This window comes from Curvibacter soli, from assembly GCF_029211125.1.
GTDB classification, from domain to species: domain Bacteria; phylum Pseudomonadota; class Gammaproteobacteria; order Burkholderiales; family Burkholderiaceae_C; genus Curvibacter_A; species Curvibacter_A soli.
The window spans coordinates 85,868-104,180 of sequence record NZ_JARGEN010000017.1; the positions used below are offsets into that span (position 1 = coordinate 85,868).

At 69.4% G+C, this 18,313-nt stretch carries 22 protein-coding genes; 19 read left to right on the top strand and 3 right to left on the bottom strand.

The genetic code is table 11. The features are described from left to right. Positions 1-278 precede the first annotated feature (278 nt). The 6 genes from PY257_RS03935 to PY257_RS03960 all read left to right on the top strand — a co-directional run bounded on the left by PY257_RS03935 (position 279) and on the right by PY257_RS03960 (position 4,467). Positions 279-1,292, top strand: a complete 1,014-nt coding sequence (locus PY257_RS03935) for an RluA family pseudouridine synthase (RefSeq protein ID WP_275739054.1) — start codon at positions 279-281, stop codon at positions 1,290-1,292. Between the two features lie 8 nt (positions 1,293-1,300). Continuing rightward, the gene (locus PY257_RS03940) at positions 1,301-1,969 is read left to right on the top strand and encodes an HAD-IA family hydrolase (protein WP_275739056.1); all 669 of its coding nucleotides are present in this window, start codon (positions 1,301-1,303) and stop codon (positions 1,967-1,969) included. 22 nt (positions 1,970-1,991) lie between these two features. Next, on the top strand, positions 1,992-2,366 hold the full coding sequence (locus tag PY257_RS03945) for a Rieske (2Fe-2S) protein (RefSeq protein WP_275739058.1): 375 nt from the start codon (positions 1,992-1,994) through the stop codon (positions 2,364-2,366). Between the two features lie 4 nt (positions 2,367-2,370). Continuing rightward, positions 2,371-3,414, top strand: coding sequence for a S49 family peptidase (locus PY257_RS03950; RefSeq protein ID WP_275739060.1), 1,044 nt, complete (start codon positions 2,371-2,373; stop codon positions 3,412-3,414). A 144-nt stretch (positions 3,415-3,558) separates the two neighbouring features. Then, positions 3,559-4,071, top strand: a complete 513-nt coding sequence (locus PY257_RS03955; RefSeq protein WP_275739062.1) for a MarR family winged helix-turn-helix transcriptional regulator — start codon at positions 3,559-3,561, stop codon at positions 4,069-4,071. 180 nt (positions 4,072-4,251) lie between these two features. Beyond that, positions 4,252-4,467: a hypothetical protein gene (locus tag PY257_RS03960; RefSeq protein WP_275739063.1), complete on the top strand. Its 216-nt coding sequence runs from the start codon at positions 4,252-4,254 to the stop codon at positions 4,465-4,467. Positions 4,468-4,558: 91 nt separating this feature from the next. Here the strand turns inward: PY257_RS03960 and PY257_RS03965 are convergent, their stop codons facing one another. The 3 genes from PY257_RS03965 to PY257_RS03975 are packed head-to-tail and all read right to left on the bottom strand — an operon-like array spanning position 4,559 to position 7,073. Continuing rightward, positions 4,559-5,698: an MFS transporter gene (locus PY257_RS03965; protein WP_275739065.1), complete on the bottom strand. Its 1,140-nt coding sequence runs from the start codon at positions 5,696-5,698 to the stop codon at positions 4,559-4,561. Next, on the bottom strand, positions 5,695-6,477 hold the full coding sequence (locus PY257_RS03970) for an SAM-dependent methyltransferase (RefSeq protein ID WP_275739066.1): 783 nt from the start codon (positions 6,475-6,477) through the stop codon (positions 5,695-5,697). The genes PY257_RS03965 and PY257_RS03970 overlap by 4 nt, the downstream gene beginning before the upstream one ends. Beyond that, on the bottom strand, positions 6,474-7,073 hold the full coding sequence (locus tag PY257_RS03975; protein WP_275739068.1) for a Maf family nucleotide pyrophosphatase: 600 nt from the start codon (positions 7,071-7,073) through the stop codon (positions 6,474-6,476). Before PY257_RS03975 ends, PY257_RS03970 begins: the two co-directional genes overlap by 4 nt. Positions 7,074-7,349: 276 nt before the next feature. Here PY257_RS03975 and PY257_RS03980 point away from each other — a divergent pair, with 276 nt between their 5' ends. The 13 genes from PY257_RS03980 to PY257_RS04040 form a co-directional block, all read left to right on the top strand. Then, entirely contained in the window at positions 7,350-7,910 is a 561-nt protein-coding gene (locus PY257_RS03980; RefSeq protein ID WP_275739070.1) for a YceD family protein, read from the top strand. Positions 7,911-8,135: 225 nt separating this feature from the next. Beyond that, the gene (gene rpmF / locus PY257_RS03985) at positions 8,136-8,318 is read left to right on the top strand and encodes a 50S ribosomal protein L32 (RefSeq protein WP_005794249.1); all 183 of its coding nucleotides are present in this window, start codon (positions 8,136-8,138) and stop codon (positions 8,316-8,318) included. 105 nt (positions 8,319-8,423) lie between these two features. Further along, positions 8,424-9,476 carry a phosphate acyltransferase PlsX gene (plsX, locus tag PY257_RS03990; RefSeq protein ID WP_275739090.1) on the top strand — a complete coding sequence of 351 codons (1,053 nt, stop codon included), beginning with the start codon at positions 8,424-8,426 and terminating at the stop codon, positions 9,474-9,476. A 23-nt stretch (positions 9,477-9,499) separates the two neighbouring features. Then, positions 9,500-10,477, top strand: a complete 978-nt coding sequence (locus PY257_RS03995) for a beta-ketoacyl-ACP synthase III (protein WP_275739092.1) — start codon at positions 9,500-9,502, stop codon at positions 10,475-10,477. 66 nt (positions 10,478-10,543) lie between these two features. Then, a complete protein-coding gene (fabD, locus tag PY257_RS04000; protein WP_275739094.1) occupies positions 10,544-11,494 on the top strand; it encodes an ACP S-malonyltransferase in 951 nt (316 codons plus the stop codon). Between the two features lie 52 nt (positions 11,495-11,546). Continuing rightward, positions 11,547-12,293, top strand: coding sequence for a 3-oxoacyl-ACP reductase FabG (gene fabG / locus PY257_RS04005; protein ID WP_275739096.1), 747 nt, complete (start codon positions 11,547-11,549; stop codon positions 12,291-12,293). 117 nt (positions 12,294-12,410) lie between these two features. Continuing rightward, entirely contained in the window at positions 12,411-12,650 is a 240-nt protein-coding gene (gene acpP / locus PY257_RS04010; RefSeq protein WP_003058049.1) for an acyl carrier protein, read from the top strand. Positions 12,651-12,695: 45 nt separating this feature from the next. Next, positions 12,696-13,943 carry a beta-ketoacyl-ACP synthase II gene (fabF, locus tag PY257_RS04015; RefSeq protein WP_275739098.1) on the top strand — a complete coding sequence of 416 codons (1,248 nt, stop codon included), beginning with the start codon at positions 12,696-12,698 and terminating at the stop codon, positions 13,941-13,943. Between the two features lie 26 nt (positions 13,944-13,969). Next, positions 13,970-14,476, top strand: coding sequence for a hypothetical protein (locus PY257_RS04020; RefSeq protein ID WP_275739100.1), 507 nt, complete (start codon positions 13,970-13,972; stop codon positions 14,474-14,476). Continuing rightward, entirely contained in the window at positions 14,473-15,114 is a 642-nt protein-coding gene (gene rpoE, locus PY257_RS04025; protein WP_275739102.1) for an RNA polymerase sigma factor RpoE, read from the top strand. Before PY257_RS04020 ends, rpoE begins: the two co-directional genes overlap by 4 nt. A gap of 27 nt (positions 15,115-15,141) precedes the next feature. Then, positions 15,142-15,771 (top strand): sigma-E factor negative regulatory protein, encoded by a 630-nt coding sequence (locus PY257_RS04030; RefSeq protein WP_275739104.1) that lies wholly within the window; start codon positions 15,142-15,144, stop codon positions 15,769-15,771. A 33-nt stretch (positions 15,772-15,804) separates the two neighbouring features. Next, on the top strand, positions 15,805-16,827 hold the full coding sequence (locus PY257_RS04035) for a MucB/RseB C-terminal domain-containing protein (protein ID WP_275739106.1): 1,023 nt from the start codon (positions 15,805-15,807) through the stop codon (positions 16,825-16,827). Positions 16,828-16,909: 82 nt separating this feature from the next. After that, the coding region (locus PY257_RS04040) for a DegQ family serine endoprotease (RefSeq protein ID WP_275739108.1) at positions 16,910-18,313 on the top strand (1,404 nt) is incomplete at its 3' end.

An 18,313-nucleotide genomic window follows, 5' to 3' on the forward strand; every position in this document is an offset into this window, starting at 1 on the left:
CCACCGCCAGAAGATATGCACCAACGCCATCAGCACGAGTTTCTCGCTTTTGTCCGTCCGCCCGGCGCCGGCTTTTCAGGGCTGGCGCTGGCGGAACTGGGATATTCCGTATCGGGGTTTCAACGTGTCGGTCCGCCGGGCGGCGTGCTGCCTCCGCAGGGCCAATCGGGCCGGGCGGCGGGCGGGCACGACACCCCTGGCATCGACCTGCCAGCGCGTAGCTTTCGGGTTGTGTGGACTAAACTCCAGAAAAATCAACCACTTACAGCATCGCGCTAGTGAAACACATTATAGAGGGCAAAGCGCCCGCCGTGCGCACCGTGGTGGCGGACGAAAACGCGGCGGGCCAGCGGCTCGACAATTTCCTGCTGCGCCAGTTGAAGGGCGTGCCCAAGACCCACGTCTACCGCATCATCCGCAGCGGCGAGGTGCGGGTGAACAAGGGCCGCGCCGCTGCCGACACGCGCCTGGCCGCGGGCGACGAGGTGCGCCTGCCGCCCGTGCGCGTGTCCGGCGCGGCGGTGCAGAAGGCTGCGCAGCCGGCGCCGGGGCGCGAATTCCCGGTTCTGTTCGAAGACGAGCACCTGCTCGCCATCGACAAACCCGCGGGCGTGGCCGTGCATGGCGGCAGCGGCGTGGACTTCGGCGTGATCGAGCAGATGCGCCGGGCCCGCCCGGGCGCGAAATTTCTCGAACTGGTGCACCGGCTCGACCGCGAGACCTCGGGCATCCTGCTCGTCGCCAAGAAGCGCTCGGCGCTCACCCATCTGCAGAACCAGTTCCGCGAGCGCGAGACCGGCAAGACCTACCTGGCGCTCGTCACCGGCGAGTGGCCCGCGCGCAAGAAGGTGATCGACCAGCCGCTGCGCAAATACCTGCTGCCCGCAGCCGCAGGCAGCGCCGATGCCGGCGAGCGCCGCGTGCGCGTGACCACGCCTGAAGACCCCGAGGGCCTGCGCTCGGTCACGCTGGTACGGGTACGTTCCACCATCGGCGCGCAGGCAAAGCGGGGCCTGCCTGCCTTCTCGTTGCTGGAGGTGACGATCAAGACCGGGCGCACGCACCAGATCCGTGTGCACCTCTCGGCCAACGGGCACCCGATCGCGGGCGACGACAAGTACGGCGACTTCGACCTCAACCGGCGGCTGCAGAAGGCCGGGCTCAAGCGCATGTTCCTGCACGCCTGGCGGCTGCGCTTCGCGCATCCGGCCACGGGCGACGCCATCGAACTGCTCGCGCCGTTGCCCGCGGAGCTGCAGGGCTTCGGCGATGCAGCGCTGGGCGTCGGATAATCGTGCCCATGCCTGCTTCATCCCCGCGCCGCTTCGACCTCATCGCCTTCGACTGGGACGGCACGTTGTTCGACTCCACGCAGATCATCGTGCGCTGCATCCAGGCCGCGGTGCGCGATGTGGGCGGCACCGTGCCCAGCGACACCGAGGCCGCCTACGTGATCGGCATGGAACTCTCCCGCGCTCTGGCCCATGCCGCGCCCGACGTGCCGCCCGCGAAATACCCCGAACTGGGCAACCGCTACCGTCACCACTACCTGCAGCACCAGGACGACATCGCGCTGTTCGGCGGCGTGCTGCCGCTGCTCGACGCACTCAAGCAGCGCCAGCATCTGCTGGCGGTCGCCACCGGAAAAAGCCGGCGCGGGCTCGACGAGGCGCTGCGCAGCGTGGCCCTGCGCGGCGTGTTCGACGGCTCGCGCACGGCGGACGAAACCGCCGGCAAGCCCAACCCGCTGATGCTGCACGAACTGATGGCCGAGTTCGGCGTCGCGCCCGGGCGCGTGCTGATGATCGGCGACACCACGCACGATCTGCAGATGGCCGTGAACGCCGGCTGCGCCAGCGTGGGCGTGAGCTACGGCGCCCATGCGCCCGACGCCTTCGGCGCGCTCGGCCCCTTGCACGTGGCCCATTCGGTGGACGACCTGCATGTCTGGCTGCTGCAGAACGCCTGATCCGCCCCGCGCCCACGGCACCATGCAAAACGACGACCGCGCCATACCCCTGTGCAACAGCGGCGACCTCGCCGAAGGCAGCCTCGCCGTGCCCTTCGACGTGCGGTACGCGGGCCAGACCTGCCGCGCCTTCGCCATCCGCTTCGAGGGCCGCGCGCACGCCTACCTGAACCGCTGCACCCACGTGGCGATGGAGATGGACTACCAGCCCGACCGCTTCTTCGACGACAGCGGCCAGTGGCTGCTGTGCGCCACCCACGGCGCTGCCTACGCGCCCGACAGCGGCGCCTGCGTGGGCGGGCCGTGCCGCGGCGGCCTGGTCAAGATCGCGTTGTCCGAAAGCGACGGCGTGGTGCGCTGGCATACTGCCTACAACCTTATTCCCGTCGAGTTCTGAGCACATGAGCGAATCCAACCAGCCCGGCCAGCCGGGCACCGAAACCACCGCCGCAGGGGGTGACCCATGGGCGCCTGACGCTCCCGCGGCCAGCGCGCGCAAGCCGGCTGCGGCGGAGGCCCCCGGCTGGGAGCGTGGCGTGCTGGAGAAGCTGGCTTTCGCGGCCCTGGCCGAGCAGCGCGCGGCGCGGCGCTGGCGCAACGCGCTGCGGCTGGCGTGGCTGGTGTTCTTCGTCATCGCAGGCTTGGTGCTGTTCTCGCGCGCTGCGCCGTCGAGCGACAAGACCACCGCGCACACGGCGGTCGTCAACATCAAGGGCGAGATCGCCACCGATTCGGACGCCAGTGCCGAATCCGTCGTCGCCGCCATGCGCAGCGCCTTCGAGGACGATGGCGCGCAGGCCGTGGTGCTGCTGATCAACTCGCCCGGTGGCAGCCCCGTGCAGGCCGGCATCATCAACGACGAGATCGTGCGCCTCAAGGGCCTGCACAAGAAGCCGACCTACGCCGTGGTCGAAGAAAGCTGCGCCTCCGCCGCCTACTACATCGCCGCGGCCACCGATCAGATCTACGTGGACAAGGCCAGCATCGTCGGCAGCATCGGCGTGCTGATGGACGGCTTCGGCTTCACCGGCCTCATGGACAAGCTTGGCGTGGAGCGCCGCCTGCTCACCGCCGGCGAGAACAAAGGCATCCTTGACCCGTTCAGCCCCATGACCGACAAGCAGCGCGAATTCGCGCAGGCCATGCTCGGGCAGATCCACCAGCAGTTCATCGGCGTGGTCAAGGCCGGGCGCGGCAAGCGCCTGAAGGAAGACACCCCCGAGCTGTTCAGCGGCCTGTTCTGGACCGGCCAGCAGGCCATCGACATCGGCCTGGCCGACCACCTGGGCAACCTCGACTACGTGGCGCGCGAGGTCGTCAAGGCCGAGGACATCGTGGATTACACGCGCCGCGACAACGTGGCCGAGCGGCTGGCCAAGAAGTTCGGCGCTGCCATGGGCGAGGGTGCCGTGCGGGCACTCAAGGCGGTGCCGGCCCTGCGCTGAGACAGAAAGGCGCGGACCCGCAGTCCGGCAACCGCAAAACCCCTCCGTGGTCCGCCACGGCGGGGTTTTGCTTTTCCGGGGGGACGTTTGGACGGATTTGGTAGCATTCAATATCATTTCAAATGAAATCAATTGGAGGTTCGCATGCCTTTCGAGGATGACCTGCGGCGCTACCTGCGCCGCCGCCCTTCGGCGCCGGCGCCGGCCATTCTGGCCACGCGGCTGCTCATGCGCGCCGCAGCGCTGCTGCGCGCGCGCATGGACGCGGCGCTCGCCGGCCAGGGCCTGCGCATGCGCGAATACCTGGCGCTGGCCTTCATCTCGCTGCACAAGGGGCAGGCGCTGCGCCCCTCGGAGCTCAGCGTCTCTCTCGACGCCACCCGCCCCCAGGTCACGCGGCTGCTCGATGCGCTGGGCGAGCAGGGCCTGGTGGAGCGCCAGGCCGCGGCTGACGACCGGCGCGCGCTGCAGCTCGTGCTCACCGAGGCCGGCTTGCGCCGGCTCGCGGCCTGCGCGCCGCTGGTGCACGAGGCTTACCGCGACGCATGGGCCGGTGTGCCCGACCTGGAACCCGTGCTGCGCGACCTGCGCGCGCTCAATCAGTGCCTGCTGGCCGGGCAGGATGCCACCGCCGGGGGCGGCGGGGCCGCGCCGTGAGCGGCCGCGCCGGGCCCGGGGGCTGGGATCGCTCCGCCCGTGCAGCGCTGTCGCGCCCCTGGGCACACGCCACGCCGGGCGCAAGAGCCTGCTCATGTCGCTGTGCGGGCCGGTGGCGGACGTGGAGTTCTTCGAGAACGTGACGTTCGTCTTCGGCGCAGCCCCCATCATGGGCGGCGCATGGATGGGCGGCGCGTGGACGCCGCGCCCGACGAATCCACGTCCAAGCCGCCTACGCCACGGGCAGCCTGCTTGGCCATGGTGCAGCAGCAGCGGCTGGCGCAGCGCTTGGGCTATCGGCGCTCCCTGACCGGTGCCGTGGCGCTGTTCGTGCTCGGGCTGCTGGCCTGCGCTGCGGCGGCGGTGGTGCTGGCACCACAGCGCAGATTGCTATGAAATAAGTAGCTGCAACCGCAGTAAATACGGGCGACGAGGGCCGATTTGACCATTGGCGCGCAGCGCCCGCCCATGGCCTGCGCCCACTTGGCTAACCGCCCACGCGCGGCGCCACCAACGCCAGCACACCCGCGAAACCCGCCACCACCAGCAGCGCCAGCGTGAGCGAGCCATGGTGGGCGATGAGGCCAATCAGCGGTGGCCCGGCCATCAGCCCCGCATAGCCCAGCGACGATACGCTGGCGATGCTCTGCGCCGGAGCCTGCCCCGGCTGGCGCGCGGCGGCCACGAACAGCAGCGGCACGACGTTGGCGAGCCCCGCGCCCACCAGCGCGAAGCCCGCGAGCGCGAGCCAGGGCGTAGGCGCCAGCATGGCCCCCACCAGCGCGCAGGCCGCCAGTGCGGCGCTGGCGCGCAGCAGGGTCGGGGCAGCGAAGCGCGCCCGCAGCCCGTCGCCGGCGAAGCGCATGGCGGCCATGGCGGCGGAGAAACAGGCATAGGCCAGCGCGGCCTGGCCCGGCGGGCTGTGGCGTTCCTGGCGCAGGTAGAGCACGCTCCAGTCGTACATCGCGCCTTCCACCATCAGGCCCAGCGCGGCCATCAGGCCCAGTGCCAGCAAGGGGCCGGGGGGTGGCCGCCAGCGCGGGCGGGGCGCGTCCGGCGCGGGCGCCGGTATGGGCGGCAGCATGCGCGCCGCCGCGCCGAGCATGGTCGCGGCGCCCACTGCGGCCAGCAGCACCAATTGCGCCTGCGGGGCGATGCCGCGCGCCAGCAGCGCACCGCCCAGCAGCGCGCCGGCCATGCCGCCGGTGCTGAACATGGCGTGCAGTCCACTCATCAGCGGGCGGCCCGCGCGCTGCTCCAGCGCCGCGGCCTCGGTATTGATGGCCACGTCGTTGACGCTGGTGGCCGCGCCGAACAGCGCCAGCAGCACCAGCAGCGCCGCGAAGCCGGGCATGTGCAGCAGCAACGCCAGGCAGGGCGCGGCCAGCAGAGCGCAGCCGCGCACCACGCGGCGCGGGCCGTGGCGCGCCACCAGCCGCCCGGCCCGCGACAGGCCCAGCAGCGCACCCGTGCCCACGGCCAGCATGGCCAGCCCCAGCGGGCCGGCGCCCATGCCGTAGTGGGTGCCGACGCTCGGGATGTGCACGCCCCAGGTGGCGAATACAAAGCCGACGCAAAAGAACTGCAGCCGCGCGGCGCGGACGGCATTTCGCTGCTGCGTGCTCACGGCCCGAACGCGAACACGGCGGGCGTGTGGCCATCGGGCGTCCCGTCCTGCGGGCTCTTGCGCCAGTCGGCCACGCGGGCACTGCGCGTGCGGCCCGCGGGCAGCGTCAGGCCCTGGCTGACGGACAGCCGTGTGCCGGGGTGCAGCGCGGCCAGCAGCGCCTGCAGCAGGGCGGCGTTGCGGTAGGGCGTCTCGATGCAGATCTGGGCCTGGCCGGTCTGCAGCGCGTGGGCTTCGAGCGCGCGGATGCGCACGGCGCGCTCGCCCGCGTCCTGCGGCAGGTAGCCCGCGAAGGCAAATCCCTGGCCGTTGAGTCCGCTGGCCGCCAGCGCCAGCAGCAGCGATACCGGGCCCACGAGCGGCACCACGGGCAGGCCCAGATCGTGCGCGGCGCGCACCACCGAACTGCCCGGGTCGGCCACCGCCGGCATGCCCGCTTCGCTGAGCAGGCCCATGGCGTGGCCGGCCAGCGCGGGTGCCAGCAGCGGGCGGGCGTCGAAGCCGCCGCCGTGGTCGCCCTTCTTGTGCACGGCGCGCGGCAGCTCAGTGATCTGCTGTGCCTGCAGCGGCGCGGCCAGCGGGTGCGCTTCGTCGATGCGTTTGAGGTAGGCGCGCGCGCTCTTGGCGTTCTCGCAGACCCAGTGGGTGATGCCGGCGGCGGCGCGCAGCGTGCCTTCGGGCAGCGCGTCGGCGAGCGGGACCTGCGCGGCGCAGCCGAAGTCCAGCGGGGCGGGGACGAGGTAGAGGGTGCCCCCCGGGGCCGGCGTCGGGCCGCTCATGGCACGGCGATGCCCGCGGCGCGCAGCAGGCGGCAGGTGCGGATCAGCGGCAGACCCACGAGGGCCGTCGGGTCGTCGCTGTCGATGGCGTCGAGCAGGGCGATGCCCAGGCCCTCGCTCTTGGCGCTGCCGGCGCAGTCGTAGGGCTGTTCGGCCCGCAGGTAGCGTTCGATCTCGGCGTCGTCTAGGTCGCGCAAGCGCACGCGCACGGGCGCTATGTCGTGCGCCTCGAAGCCGGTGGCCTGGCAGACCACGGCCAGCGCGGTCTGGAACACCACGGTCTGGCCGCGCATGCGGCGCAACTGCGCCACGGCCTGGTCGTGGCCGCCGGGCTTGCCCAGCGGCTCGCCGTGCAGATCGGCCACCTGGTCGGAGCCGATCACCACGGCTGCGGGAAAGCGCCGCGCCACGGCGCGCGCCTTGGCCAGCGCCAGCCGGGCGGCCAGGGCGGCGGGCACTTCGCCGGGCAACGGGGTTTCGTCGACTTCGGGCGCGGCCACCTCGAAAGGCAGGCGCAGGCGCGACAGCAGTTCGCGCCGGTAGCGCGAGGTGGAGCCCAGCACCAGCGGGCGGGGCAGAGGGAGCGGATCAGGCATGCGGCGATTCTCTTACGACTTGTGCAAACAAGGATGCAACCCCACCGCCAGCCTGTAGCCCGGCATGCTGGTGCAGTGTTCAACGCTGAGCAGCACATAAAACCGCGCCTTTTGACGCATGGCGGCGTTGCAAATCCTCGCGATAGCGACGGCTATCGCTGCGGTTTGCGCCTTGCCCTGCGCCAAAAAAACGCATCGCTTTTATTGGTGCCGCCAAGCATCGAACACTGCACTGGTGAAGCATGTTTTGCGCGAGTCCTGTCTTACACTGCCCGGATGTCCAGAGACTTCTCCCCCGACAGCCTCGACGTCGTGGCCTTCGCCCATGCGGCAGGCCGGCTGGCGGATACCGATCCGCTATCGAAATATGAGCGCCTTGCGCAGGAAACGCAAGCGCCGCAGCCCGATTTAGGTACGTTTTGCGTGGACTGGCGCGCCGAGGGCGAATGGCGCCCGGCGCCCGGCGGCGGCGCAACCGCGTGGCTGCATCTGCAGGCGCATGCCGAGTTGCCGCTGGTCTGCCAGCGCTGCCTCGGGCCCCTGCTGCTGCCGCTGTCGGTGGACCGGCTGTTTCGCTTCGTGGCCGATGAGGCCACGGCCGACGCCGAGGACGAGGAGGCCGAAGAGGATCTGCTGGTTGCCAGCCGCGACTTCCACCTGCGCGCCCTGGTCGAGGACGAATTGCTGATGGCGCTGCCCGTGGTGCCGCGCCACGCCGAATGCCCGGTGGATGTGAAGCTCTCGGCCGCAGATCCCGGCTTCGAGGCCGCCGAGGCCGAGCGCCCCCACCCGTTCGCGGCCCTGCAGGCGCTCAAGAAGGGCGGGCGCCAGGAGTGAGGCCGCCTGCGTTATAATCGCGGGCTTCGCGCGGACTCCCACGTGTCTTCTGACAGGAGACTTGCACGCAAAGACGCCCCTTCGAACAGCCGGCACCCGTTTCGGCGGTAGAGGTTGCATCCTTGTTGCGTCAAGTCGTGTTCGAGACGGTTTCGTTGGCCGGGTTGACGCGTTTTCTCCAACCTCACAGCGCCCGCGCGGCGCGCAATGCACAGGAGCCCGATCATGGCCGTACAGCAAAACAAGAAGTCGCCTTCCAAGCGCGGCATGCACCGTTCGCACAATGCCCTCAACGTGCCGGGCATCGCCGTGGAGCCCACCACGGGCGAAACCCATCTGCGCCACCACATCAGCCCCAACGGTTTCTACCGTGGCCGCCAGGTTCTGAAGAACAAGTCCGAAGCCTGATTTTCAAGCGCATGCAAGGCCCGGCGCTCCGTTCGCGGTAGCACGGGCCTTCGTCTTGATGGTCGCGTTTTTTTTCGGTCCCTCCCGCGCCGCCGCCCGCCGCCCATGATCACGCTCGCCGTCGATTGCATGGGGGGCGACCATGGGCCGCGCGTCACGCTGGCCGCCTGCCGCCAGTTCCTGGCGCGGCACCCCGACGCCCGGCTGCTGCTGGTCGGTCAGCCCGCCGCACTGGGGCGCTTCGCGCACGAGCGCGCCGCCATCGTCGCTGCCAGCGAGGTGGTGGCGATGGACGATCCGCTGGAGATCGCGCTGCGCAAGAAGAAGGATTCATCCATGCGCGTGGCGATCGAGCAGGTGAAGCTGGGCGCCGCCCAGGCGGCGGTTTCCGCCGGCAACACCGGCGCGCTGATGGCAATCGCGCGCTACGTGCTCAAGACGGTCGAGGGCATCGAGCGCCCGGCCATCGCCTATCCGCTGCCCAATGCCAAGGGCGGCGCGACCACGGTGCTGGATCTGGGCGCCAACGTCGACTGCACCGCGCACCACCTGTTGCAGTTCGCGGTGCTGGGCTCGGCGCTCGACTCCGTGCTCAAGGGCAACGAGGCGCCCAGCGTGGGGCTGCTCAACATCGGCTCGGAGGCCATCAAGGGCAGCGACGTCATCAAGCGCGCGGGCGAGCTGCTGCGCGCGGCGGGGCAGTCGGGCGACCTGAACTTCGCCGGCAACGTCGAGGGCGACGACATCTTCAAAGGCACGACCGACATCGTGGTCTGCGACGGCTTCGTCGGCAACGTCATGCTCAAGACCACCGAGGGGCTGGCCGCGATGATCGGCGGCTTTCTGCGCGCGGAGTTCTCGCGCAACCTGTTCACCCGGATCGCCGCCGTCGCCGCCTATCCGGTGCTGGCCGCGTTCAGGCGGCGCGTGGACCACCGCCGCTACAACGGTGCCGCGCTGCTGGGCCTGCGCGGGCTGGTGTTCAAGAGCCACGGCTCCGCCGACGATGTGGCGTTCGAGCAGGCGCTCCACCGCGCGTATGATGCGGCCCGCAACCATCTGCTGGAGCGGGTGCAGGCGCGCATCGCGCACGCCGCGCCGCTGCTGCTGCCAGCCGCCGCGGAGCAGCCGGTGGATGCCGCCGCATCCGTGGCCTGACAGGCCCGGGAGACCACACTAATATGAGACGCTATTCCCGCATCACCGGCACCGGCAGCTACCTGCCGCCACGCCGCCTCACCAACGCCGACCTCGCTGCCGAACTGGCCGCGCGCGGCGTGGAAACCTCCGATGAATGGATCGTGGAGCGCACCGGCATCCGCGCGCGCCACTTTGCTGCGCCCGATGTGACCAGCAGCGACCTGGGGCTGGAAGCCGCTCGCCACGCCATCGAGGCCGCCGACTGCCGGCCGCAGGACATCGATCTCATCATCGTCGCCACGTCCACGCCGGACATGGTGTTCCCCTCCACCGCCTGCATCCTGCAGGCCAAGCTCGGCATCCACGGCTGCCCGGCGTTCGACGTGCAGGCGGTGTGCAGCGGTTTCGTCTATGCGCTGACGCTGGCCGATTCGATGATCCAGACGGGCCTGGCGAATCGTGCGCTGGTGGTGGGCGCGGAGGTGTTCTCGCGCATCCTCGACTTCAGCGACCGCACCACCTGCGTGCTGTTCGGCGACGGCGCCGGCGCCGTGGTGCTGGAGGCGAGCGACAGGCCCGGCATCCTGGCCAGCGACCTGCATGCCGACGGCAAGCACGTGGGCATCCTCTGCGTGCCGGGCAATGTCTCGGGCGGCAAGGTGATCGGCGACCCGCTGCTGAAGATGGACGGCCAGGCCGTGTTCCGCCTGGCCGTGGGCGTGCTGGAGAGCGCGGCCCGCGCCGTGCTGGAGAAGGCGGGCCGCACCGACGCCGACATCGACCTGCTGATCCCGCACCAGGCCAACCTCCGCATCATGCAGAGCACGGCGCGCAAGCTCAAGCTGCCGGGCGACAAGCTCTTCGTCACGGTGGACCAACAAGGCAACACGTCGGCGGCGTCCATTCCGCTGGCGCTCGACGCCGCCGTGCGCGGCGGCCAGGCCAAGCCCGGCGACACCCTGCTGCTCGAAGGCGTGGGCGGTGGCTTCACGTGGGGCGCGGTGCTCCTGGATTTGTAGCTGCCAGCGCTTATATATAAAGCGCTGGAGGCCAATTTGACTCATAAATTTTCCGGAAGGTCTTGCATGCAGCCATTCGCATTTGTCTTTCCCGGCCAGGGCTCGCAGGCCGTGGGGATGCTCGACGCCTGGGGTGACCACCCTGCGGTGGCCGAAGTCCTGCGCGAAGCGTCCGATGCGCTGGGCGAAGACATGGGCCGGCTGATCCATGACGGCCCGAAGGAAGCCCTGGCGCTCACCACCAACACCCAGCCCGTGATGCTGGTGGCCGGCGTGGCCGCTTACCGCGCCTGGCGCGCCGAGGGCGGGCCGGTGCCGGCGGCGGTGGCCGGCCATTCACTGGGCGAATACACGGCCCTGGTTGCCGCGGGCGTGCTGACGCTGGCGCAGGCCGCGCCGCTGGTGCGCTTCCGCGCCGCGGCCATGCAGGAGGCCGTGCCCGTGGGGCAGGGCGCCATGGCGGCCATTCTGGGCATCGAGGCGGACAAGGTGCGCGCGGGCTGCGCCGAGGCCACGGCCAGCTTCGGCCCCGGCAGCGCCGAGGTGGTGGAGGCCGTCAACTTCAACGATCCGGCGCAGACCGTCATCGCCGGCAGCAAGGCCGCGGTGGATAAAGCCTGCGCGGTGCTCAAGGCCGCGGGCGCCAAGCGCGCGCTGCCGCTGCCGGTGTCGGCGCCGTTCCACTCCAGCCTCATGAAGCCCGCAGCCGTTCGGCTGCGCGCCCGGTTGGCCGACACGGAATTCGCCGCTCCGGCCATTGCCGTCGTCAACAACATCGACGTGGCCGTGGAAACCGATGCCGGTCGCATCCGCGATGCCCTGTACCGCCAGGCCTTCGGCCCGGTGCGCTGGGTGGAGTGCGTGCAGGCGCTCAAGGCGCGCGGGCTGGGCCACATCATCGAATGCGGCCCGGGCAAGGTGCTGGCGGGCATGGCCAAGCGCATCGACGCCGCCATCGTGGGCGGCGCGGTGTACGATCCGGCGAGCCTCGCCGAGACCAAGGAGCTGCTTGCATGAGCGCAGCGCCGGATCGTCCCAAGACAGCAGTGCGCAGCACGGAGGTTCCCCAATGAGCGACAACAAGCCGCCGCAGGTGGCGCTGGTCACCGGCGCCTCGCGCGGCATCGGCGCGGCCATCGCGCATGAACTGGCCCAGCGCGGTTTCACCGTCATCGGCACCGCCACTACCGACGACGGCGCGGCCCGCATCGGGCAGACGCTGGCCGCCGTATCGGCCGCCAGCCGGGGCGTGCGGCTGGATGTGAACGATGCCCAGGCTGCGGACGCATTGGTCGACCAGATCGTCAAGGAGCACGGCGGCATCCAGGTGCTGGTCAACAACGCCGGCATCACCCGCGACAACCTCGCCATGCGGCTCAAGGACGAGGACTGGGACGCGGTGCTCGACACCAATCTCAAGGCCGTTTTCCGGTTGGCGCGCGCCGTCATGCGGCCCATGATGAAGCAGCGCTACGGCCGCATCATCAGCATCACCAGCGTGGTGGGCGCCGCGGGCAATCCGGGGCAGGCCAACTATGCCGCGGCCAAGGCCGGCGTGGCCGGCATGACCCGGTCCCTGGCGCGCGAACTCGGCAGCCGCAACATCACGGTGAACTGCGTGGCGCCGGGCTTCATCGAAACCGACATGACCGCCAGCCTGCCCGAAGCACAGCAGAAGGCCCTGCTGGGCCAGATCGCCCTGGGCCACCTGGGCAAGCCCGCCGACATCGCGCACGCGGTGGCTTTTCTGGCCTCGCCGCAGGCGGGCTACATCACGGGCCAGCAGTTGCACGTCAATGGCGGCATGTACATGTGATGTACGTGTGAATAGGCCGCAGGATCATGCCGGTTCATCCGCCCGGCGGCTGGCTGGGGGAATGTCACCCGGGCCGGCTAAAATCGCGGATTCATTTTCAACCCCCAGAGGGAAACCATGAGCGATATCGAAGCACGTGTCAAAAAAATCATCGCCGAGCAGCTCGGCGTGGAAGAGTCCCAGGTCACCAATGAAAAGGCCTTCGTGGCCGACCTTGGCGCCGACTCGCTCGACACGGTCGAACTGGTGATGGCGCTGGAGGATGAATTCGGCATCGAGATTCCCGACGAGGATGCCGAAAAGATCACCACGGTGCAGAACGCCATCGACTACGCCAACACCCACCAAAAAGCCTGAGCGGCCTCCCGCCGTTCGCCAAGAGATACGTAAAGGTATTCGCGCATGAGCCGTCGCCGTGTCGTCGTGACCGGCCTGGGTTGTATCAGCCCCGTGGGGAACACGGTTGCCGATGCCTGGGCCAACCTGGTCGCCGGGAATTCCGGCATCGACTTCATCACCCAGTTCGATGCCAGCAGTTTCGCGTGCAAGTTCGCCGGCGAGGTCAAGGGCTTCAACGTCACCGACTACCTGCCCGAGAAGGAAGCGCGTCACATGGACCGCTTCATCCACCTGGGCTATGCGGCGGCCTGCCAGGCCGTGGCCGACAGCGGCCTGCCTACGGGTGACGCGCTGGGCGAAGAGCAGGCCACGCGCATCGGCTGCAACATCGGGTCGGGCATCGGCGGCCTGCCGATGATCGAGGCCACCCACGCCGACTACACCAGCCGCGGTCCGCGGCGTATCTCGCCTTTCTTCGTTCCGGCCTCGATCATCAACATGATCTCGGGCCACGTTTCCATACGCTTTGGCTTCAAGGGCCCCAACATCGCCGTGGCGACGGCCTGCACCACGGGCCTGCACGCCATCGGCCTGTCGGCGCGCATGATCGAGCACGGCGACTGCGACGTGATGGTCGCGGGCGGCGCCGAGTCCACGGTTTCGCCGCTGGGCGTCGGCGGCTTCGCGGCGGCGCGCGCGCTGTCCACGCGCAACGACGATCCCAAGACTGCGTCGCGCCCGTGGGACAAGGACCGCGACGGCTTCGTGCTCGGCGAGGGCGCCGGTGTGCTGGTGCTGGAGGAATACGAGCACGCCAAGGCGCGCGGTGCCCGCATCTATGCCGAGATCGCGGGTTTCGGGCTGAGCGGCGATGCCTACCACGTCACCGCGCCCGACGTGGATGGCCCGCGCCGCTCCATGGTCATGGCGCTGCGCGATGCCCGCGTGAACGCTGACGAGGTCGATTACCTCAACGCCCATGGCACGTCCACGCAACTGGGCGACCTCAACGAGACCAATGCCATCAAGGCGGTAATGGGCGACCATGCCCGCAAGGCGGTCGTCAATTCCACGAAGTCGATGACAGGCCACCTGCTTGGCGGCGCCGGCGGCATCGAAAGCGTGTTTACCACGCTGGCCGTGTACCGGCAGAAGAGCCCGCCCACCATCAATATCTTCAACCAGGATCCGGCGTGCGACCTGGACTACTGCGCCAATGAGGCGCGCGACCTGAAGATCGACGTGGCGGTCAAGAACAACTTCGGCTTCGGCGGCACCAACGGCACGCTGGTGTTCAAGCGCCTGGCCTGACGAGGCTCCCATCCGGGCCGCGTCGCTTGCCTGCTTCCCTTCTTTCGCATAACGCGCCGCCGGTCCACTACCCGGTAGGCGGTTCGCGCCTGGCGGGCGCCGCCCATGCGGTGTTCGCGGCGCTGGGCGCTTGCGTGCTGGCAGCCTGGTGCATCGTGGCTGCCGTCGTGGATTGGCGCCAGGGCGTGACGGCCCTGGCATGGGTGGCCGCCTGCTGCTGGGGCGGCCATGCCATGCGCAGTGCGGCGAGCGGTGAACTGTCGTGGGACGGCATGGCGTGGCAGTGGGCGGGCGCACCGCCGCGCCAGGACGTGGCGCTCGGCGTGCACCTGGATTTCCAGCGGGCCCTGCTCGTGTCGCTGCGCGATGGGCGGGGGCCGGTATTGTGGCTGTGGCTGGAACGCCGCGCCTGTCCCGAGCGCTGGGATATGCTGCGGCGTGCGGTATATTCGCGCGCCAGAATGGGCGCGGCCCCGAATGCCGCGCACCAGGACAGGGAGCCGATGGACCGGGTCGTCTCCACACCACCATGACGCCCGCGAAACCATCCCCCACGCCCGCCAGTGCATCCGACAGCGATCTGCTGCTGGTCGAGCGCACCGTCGCGGGCGACCAGCGGGCCTTCGAGCTGCTGGTGGTGAAGTACCAGCGCCGCATCGAGCGGTTGATCGGGCGCATGGTGCGCGACGTCGACCTGGTCGAGGACATCGCCCAGGAGACCTTCATCCGCGCCTACCGTGCGCTGCACCAATTCCGCGGCGAGGCGCAGTTCTATACCTGGCTGTACCGGATCGCCGTCAACACGGCCAAGAAAGCCCTGGTCGACCTCAAGCGCAACCCGGTCATCACCGAAAGCGCACTGCGCGGCAGCGGCGACGAGGACGATGAAACTTCCATGGGGGGAAACGAACTAACCAGCGACGAAACCCCCGAGACGATACTGGCGGCGCAGGAAATCGCCGCCACGGTCAATGCGGCCATGGAGGCGCTGCCCGAGGATTTGCGGCAGGCGGTCACGCTGCGCGAGATCGAAGGGCTGAGCTACGAGGAAATCGCGGAGGCGATGAACTGCCCCATCGGCACGGTCCGCTCGCGCATCTTCCGCGCGCGCGAGGCCATCTCCGCCCGGGTCAAGCCCCTGCTGGAAAACCAGTCGGGCAAACGTTGGTAATGAACGAACGCGGTAGCAGGTGACGCCATGACGACGGAAAAATTCGACAAGCATGAACAGGTATCGGCCCTCGCCGATGGGCAACTGCATGGCGAAGCGTTCGCGCTGGCGCTCGAACTGCTGTCTTCGGATGCCGAGGCAAGGGCCGCCTGGCATGCCTACCACCTGGTGGGCGATGTGCTGAGGTCGGACGATCTGGCGCATGGCTGCGCGCCCGATGCATTCCTGGCCCGGCTGCAGCAGCGGCTGCGGCGGGAGCCGCCGGTTGCCCGCCCGCAAGTGAGGGATGCCGTGGCGCCCGATGCCGTGCCGCCGCAACTGCCCGCGCGCGCGGCCGCGAATGCATCCGCCTGGGGCTGGAAGGCCGTGGCCGCATGCGCCTGCATTGCCGCCGTGGCGGCGGTGGGCTGGAATGCCGCCGGGTCGAGCCTGGAGATGCAGGCGGCATCGGCATCGCATATGGCCGTGGCGGCACCGCCCCATGCACCCGTGGCGGTGGCGCAAAGCGGCGGCACCGCTGCCGCCGAGCAGGTCATGATCCGCGATCCGCGCCTAGACGAACTGCTGGCCGCGCACAAGCAGTTCGGCGGTGCATCCGCCCTGCAGATGCCGGCGGGCTTCATGCGCAACGCTACTTTCGAGGGGCCTGCCCGCTGAGGCCCGTGCGGGGCCGTGCGTGAATTGATGCCGATGGTGCCAAGTCTGTTCTTCTCCCGCATCTGCTGCGCGCTGGCCGTGGCGCTGTGCGCGCCTGCCTGGGCGGGCGCGCCGCTTGCGACGCAGCCATCCGCGGCTGCGGGCGAGCGCGATGTCAGCCAGTGGCTGATGCGCATCCACGAAGCCTCGCGCCAGCGGAGCTATGTGGGCACTTTCGTGGTGCTGTCGGCCGCGGGCGGCATGTCGAGCTCGCGCATCTGGCATGCCTGCGACGGCGCGCAGCAGTTGGAGCGCGTGGAGGCGCTGACCGGCACGCCGCGCTCCACCTTCCGGCACAACGACCATGTCATCACCTTCCTGCCCGACCTCAAGCTCGCGCGGGTCGAACAGCGCGAATCGCTGGGGCTCTTTCCCAACCTGCTGCAGGCGCCCGACTCCGCGATTCCGGAGTTCTATGCCGCGCGCCATGTGGGTACGGAGCGCGTGGCGGGCTTCGATGCGGATGTGGTCGTGCTCAAGCCCCGCGACGGCCTGCGCTTCGGCTACAGGATCTGGAGCGAGAAGCGCACGGGCCTGGCCATGCAACTGCAGACGCTGGACACCGATGGCCGGGTGCTCGAACAGGTTGCGTTCTCCGAACTGGAGATCGACGCGCCCGTGCGCATGGACAAGCTCTCGCGCATGATGGGCAACAGGGCGGGTTACAAGGTGGAGAGGCCCGATCTCGCCAAGACCACGGCCGCTGCAGAGGGCTGGCAGCTCAAGGCGCCGGTGCCGGGCTTCCGCGCCATGAGCTGCTACCGCCGCCCTTTTCCGGCGGGGGGCGTCGGCGAGCGGACCATGCAGTGGATATTCTCCGACGGGCTGGCGACCGTTTCGCTGTTCGTGGCGCCCTACGATGCGCAGCGCAACGCACAGGCCATCGAGCTCGTCATGGGCGCTACGCGCACGCTGATGCAGCGGGTGGCGGACGATTGGTGGCTGACGGCCGTGGGCGAGGTGCCGATGCAGACGCTGAAGGCTTTCGCCGGCAGCCTGGAGCGCGTGGCGAAATAGGGTGCGCAGGCGTGTTTTGCCCGCGGGCAATGTTTTTGCGCCTGCCGCCCGTCCCGTTTTTTTCTTTGGAGTTGAAAGGTCGATGATGGTGAAGATCGATTGGAAGACGCTGCCCGCCGGTGCGCTGCTGGGCATGGCGGTCGTGGGCATTGGCGCATCGCTCATGCCTCTGGAGGCGGCCCACGCCCAACCGGCTGCGGCGTTGCGGGCACTGCCCGATTTCACCGACCTGGTCGAGCAGGTCGGCCCTTCGGTGGTGAACATCCGCACCACCGAGAAAGTCCCGGCGCGCGGCGGCGCCAACGGCATGGACGAGGAAATGCAGGACTTCCTGCGCCGCTTCGGCATACCTGTTCCCAATGTCCCGCCTCAGCAGCGGCCCCGGCAGGGCGGCGAGGAGGCCCAGCCGCGCGGCGTGGGTTCGGGCTTCATTCTCACCTCCGATGGTTTCGTCATGACCAATGCCCATGTGGTCGAGGACGCCACCGAGGTCATCGTCACGCTTACCGACAAGCGCGAGTTCAAGGCACGCATCATGGGCGCGGACAAGCGTTCCGATGTGGCCGTGGTGAAGATCGACGCCACCGGCCTGCCCGCCGTGAAGATTGGGGATGTGGGGCGGCTGAAGGCCGGCGAATGGGTCATGGCCATCGGCTCGCCGTTCGGCCTGGAAAACAGCGTGACGGCGGGCATCGTCAGCGCCAAGCAGCGCGACACAGGGGATTTCCTGCCGCTGATCCAGACCGACGTAGCGATCAACCCCGGCAACTCGGGCGGCCCGCTGATCAACATGCGCGGCGAAGTGGTGGGAATCAACAGCCAGATCTATTCGCGCTCGGGCGGCTACATGGGCATCTCGTTCGCCATCCCGATCGACGAGGCCATCCGCGTCAGCGAGCAGTTGCGCACCAGTGGGCGCGTATCGCGCGGGCGCATTGGCGTGCAGATCGAGCAAGTGGGCAAGGACATCGCCGAGTCCATCGGCCTCGGCAAGTCCCAGGGTGCGCTCGTGCGCAGCGTCGAAGCGGGGTCGCCCGCCGAGAAGGCGGGCATAGAAGCGGGCGACGTGATCACGAAGTTCGACGGCAAGCCCATCGAGAAGACCGCCGACCTGCCGCGCCTGGTCGGCAACACCAAGCCGGGCACGAAGAGCACCATCACCGTGTTCCGGCGCGGTGCCTCGCGCGACCTGTCCATCAGCGTGGCAGAGATGGAGCCCGACCAGCCCGTCAAGGCCGATGCCGGCAAGGGGGAGAAGCCCGCCGTATCCTCTGCCGGAGAGCAATTGGGGTTGGTCGTGACCGCGCTGACCGAAGACCAGCGCAAGGAGCTCAGGCTGCGCGGCGGCGTGGTGGTCGACAGCGCGGTCGATGCCGCTGCCCGCGCGGGCCTGCGCGAAGGCGACGTGATCGTGGCCATCGCCAACACCACGGTCTCCAACGTCAAGGAGTTCGAGGCGGTGCTTGCGCGCATCGACAAGACCAAG

Bases quoted from the DNA above. Each gene is read 5' to 3' on its own strand.
- fabG (WP_275739096.1), top strand. From the start codon at position 11,547: ATGAGCGACAACAAGCCGCCGCAGGTGGCGCTGGTCACCGGCGCCTCG.
- PY257_RS03955 (WP_275739062.1), top strand. From the start codon at position 3,559: ATGCCTTTCGAGGATGACCTGCGGCGCTACCTGCGCCGCCGCCCTTCG.
- acpP (WP_003058049.1), top strand. From the start codon at position 12,411: ATGAGCGATATCGAAGCACGTGTCAAAAAAATCATCGCCGAGCAGCTC.
- fabD (WP_275739094.1), top strand. From the start codon at position 10,544: ATGCAGCCATTCGCATTTGTCTTTCCCGGCCAGGGCTCGCAGGCCGTG.
- PY257_RS03995 (WP_275739092.1), top strand. From the start codon at position 9,500: ATGAGACGCTATTCCCGCATCACCGGCACCGGCAGCTACCTGCCGCCA.
- PY257_RS03975 (WP_275739068.1), bottom strand. From the start codon at position 7,073: ATGCCTGATCCGCTCCCTCTGCCCCGCCCGCTGGTGCTGGGCTCCACC.
- PY257_RS04035 (WP_275739106.1), top strand. From the start codon at position 15,805: ATGGTGCCAAGTCTGTTCTTCTCCCGCATCTGCTGCGCGCTGGCCGTG.
- rpoE (WP_275739102.1), top strand. From the start codon at position 14,473: ATGACGCCCGCGAAACCATCCCCCACGCCCGCCAGTGCATCCGACAGC.
- fabF (WP_275739098.1), top strand. From the start codon at position 12,696: ATGAGCCGTCGCCGTGTCGTCGTGACCGGCCTGGGTTGTATCAGCCCC.
- plsX (WP_275739090.1), top strand. From the start codon at position 8,424: ATGATCACGCTCGCCGTCGATTGCATGGGGGGCGACCATGGGCCGCGC.
- PY257_RS03940 (WP_275739056.1), top strand. From the start codon at position 1,301: ATGCCTGCTTCATCCCCGCGCCGCTTCGACCTCATCGCCTTCGACTGG.
- PY257_RS04030 (WP_275739104.1), top strand. From the start codon at position 15,142: ATGACGACGGAAAAATTCGACAAGCATGAACAGGTATCGGCCCTCGCC.
- PY257_RS03945 (WP_275739058.1), top strand. From the start codon at position 1,992: ATGCAAAACGACGACCGCGCCATACCCCTGTGCAACAGCGGCGACCTC.
- rpmF (WP_005794249.1), top strand. From the start codon at position 8,136: ATGGCCGTACAGCAAAACAAGAAGTCGCCTTCCAAGCGCGGCATGCAC.
- PY257_RS03960 (WP_275739063.1), top strand. From the start codon at position 4,252: ATGGATGGGCGGCGCGTGGACGCCGCGCCCGACGAATCCACGTCCAAG.
- PY257_RS03950 (WP_275739060.1), top strand. From the start codon at position 2,371: ATGAGCGAATCCAACCAGCCCGGCCAGCCGGGCACCGAAACCACCGCC.
- PY257_RS03970 (WP_275739066.1), bottom strand. From the start codon at position 6,477: ATGAGCGGCCCGACGCCGGCCCCGGGGGGCACCCTCTACCTCGTCCCC.
- PY257_RS03980 (WP_275739070.1), top strand. From the start codon at position 7,350: ATGTCCAGAGACTTCTCCCCCGACAGCCTCGACGTCGTGGCCTTCGCC.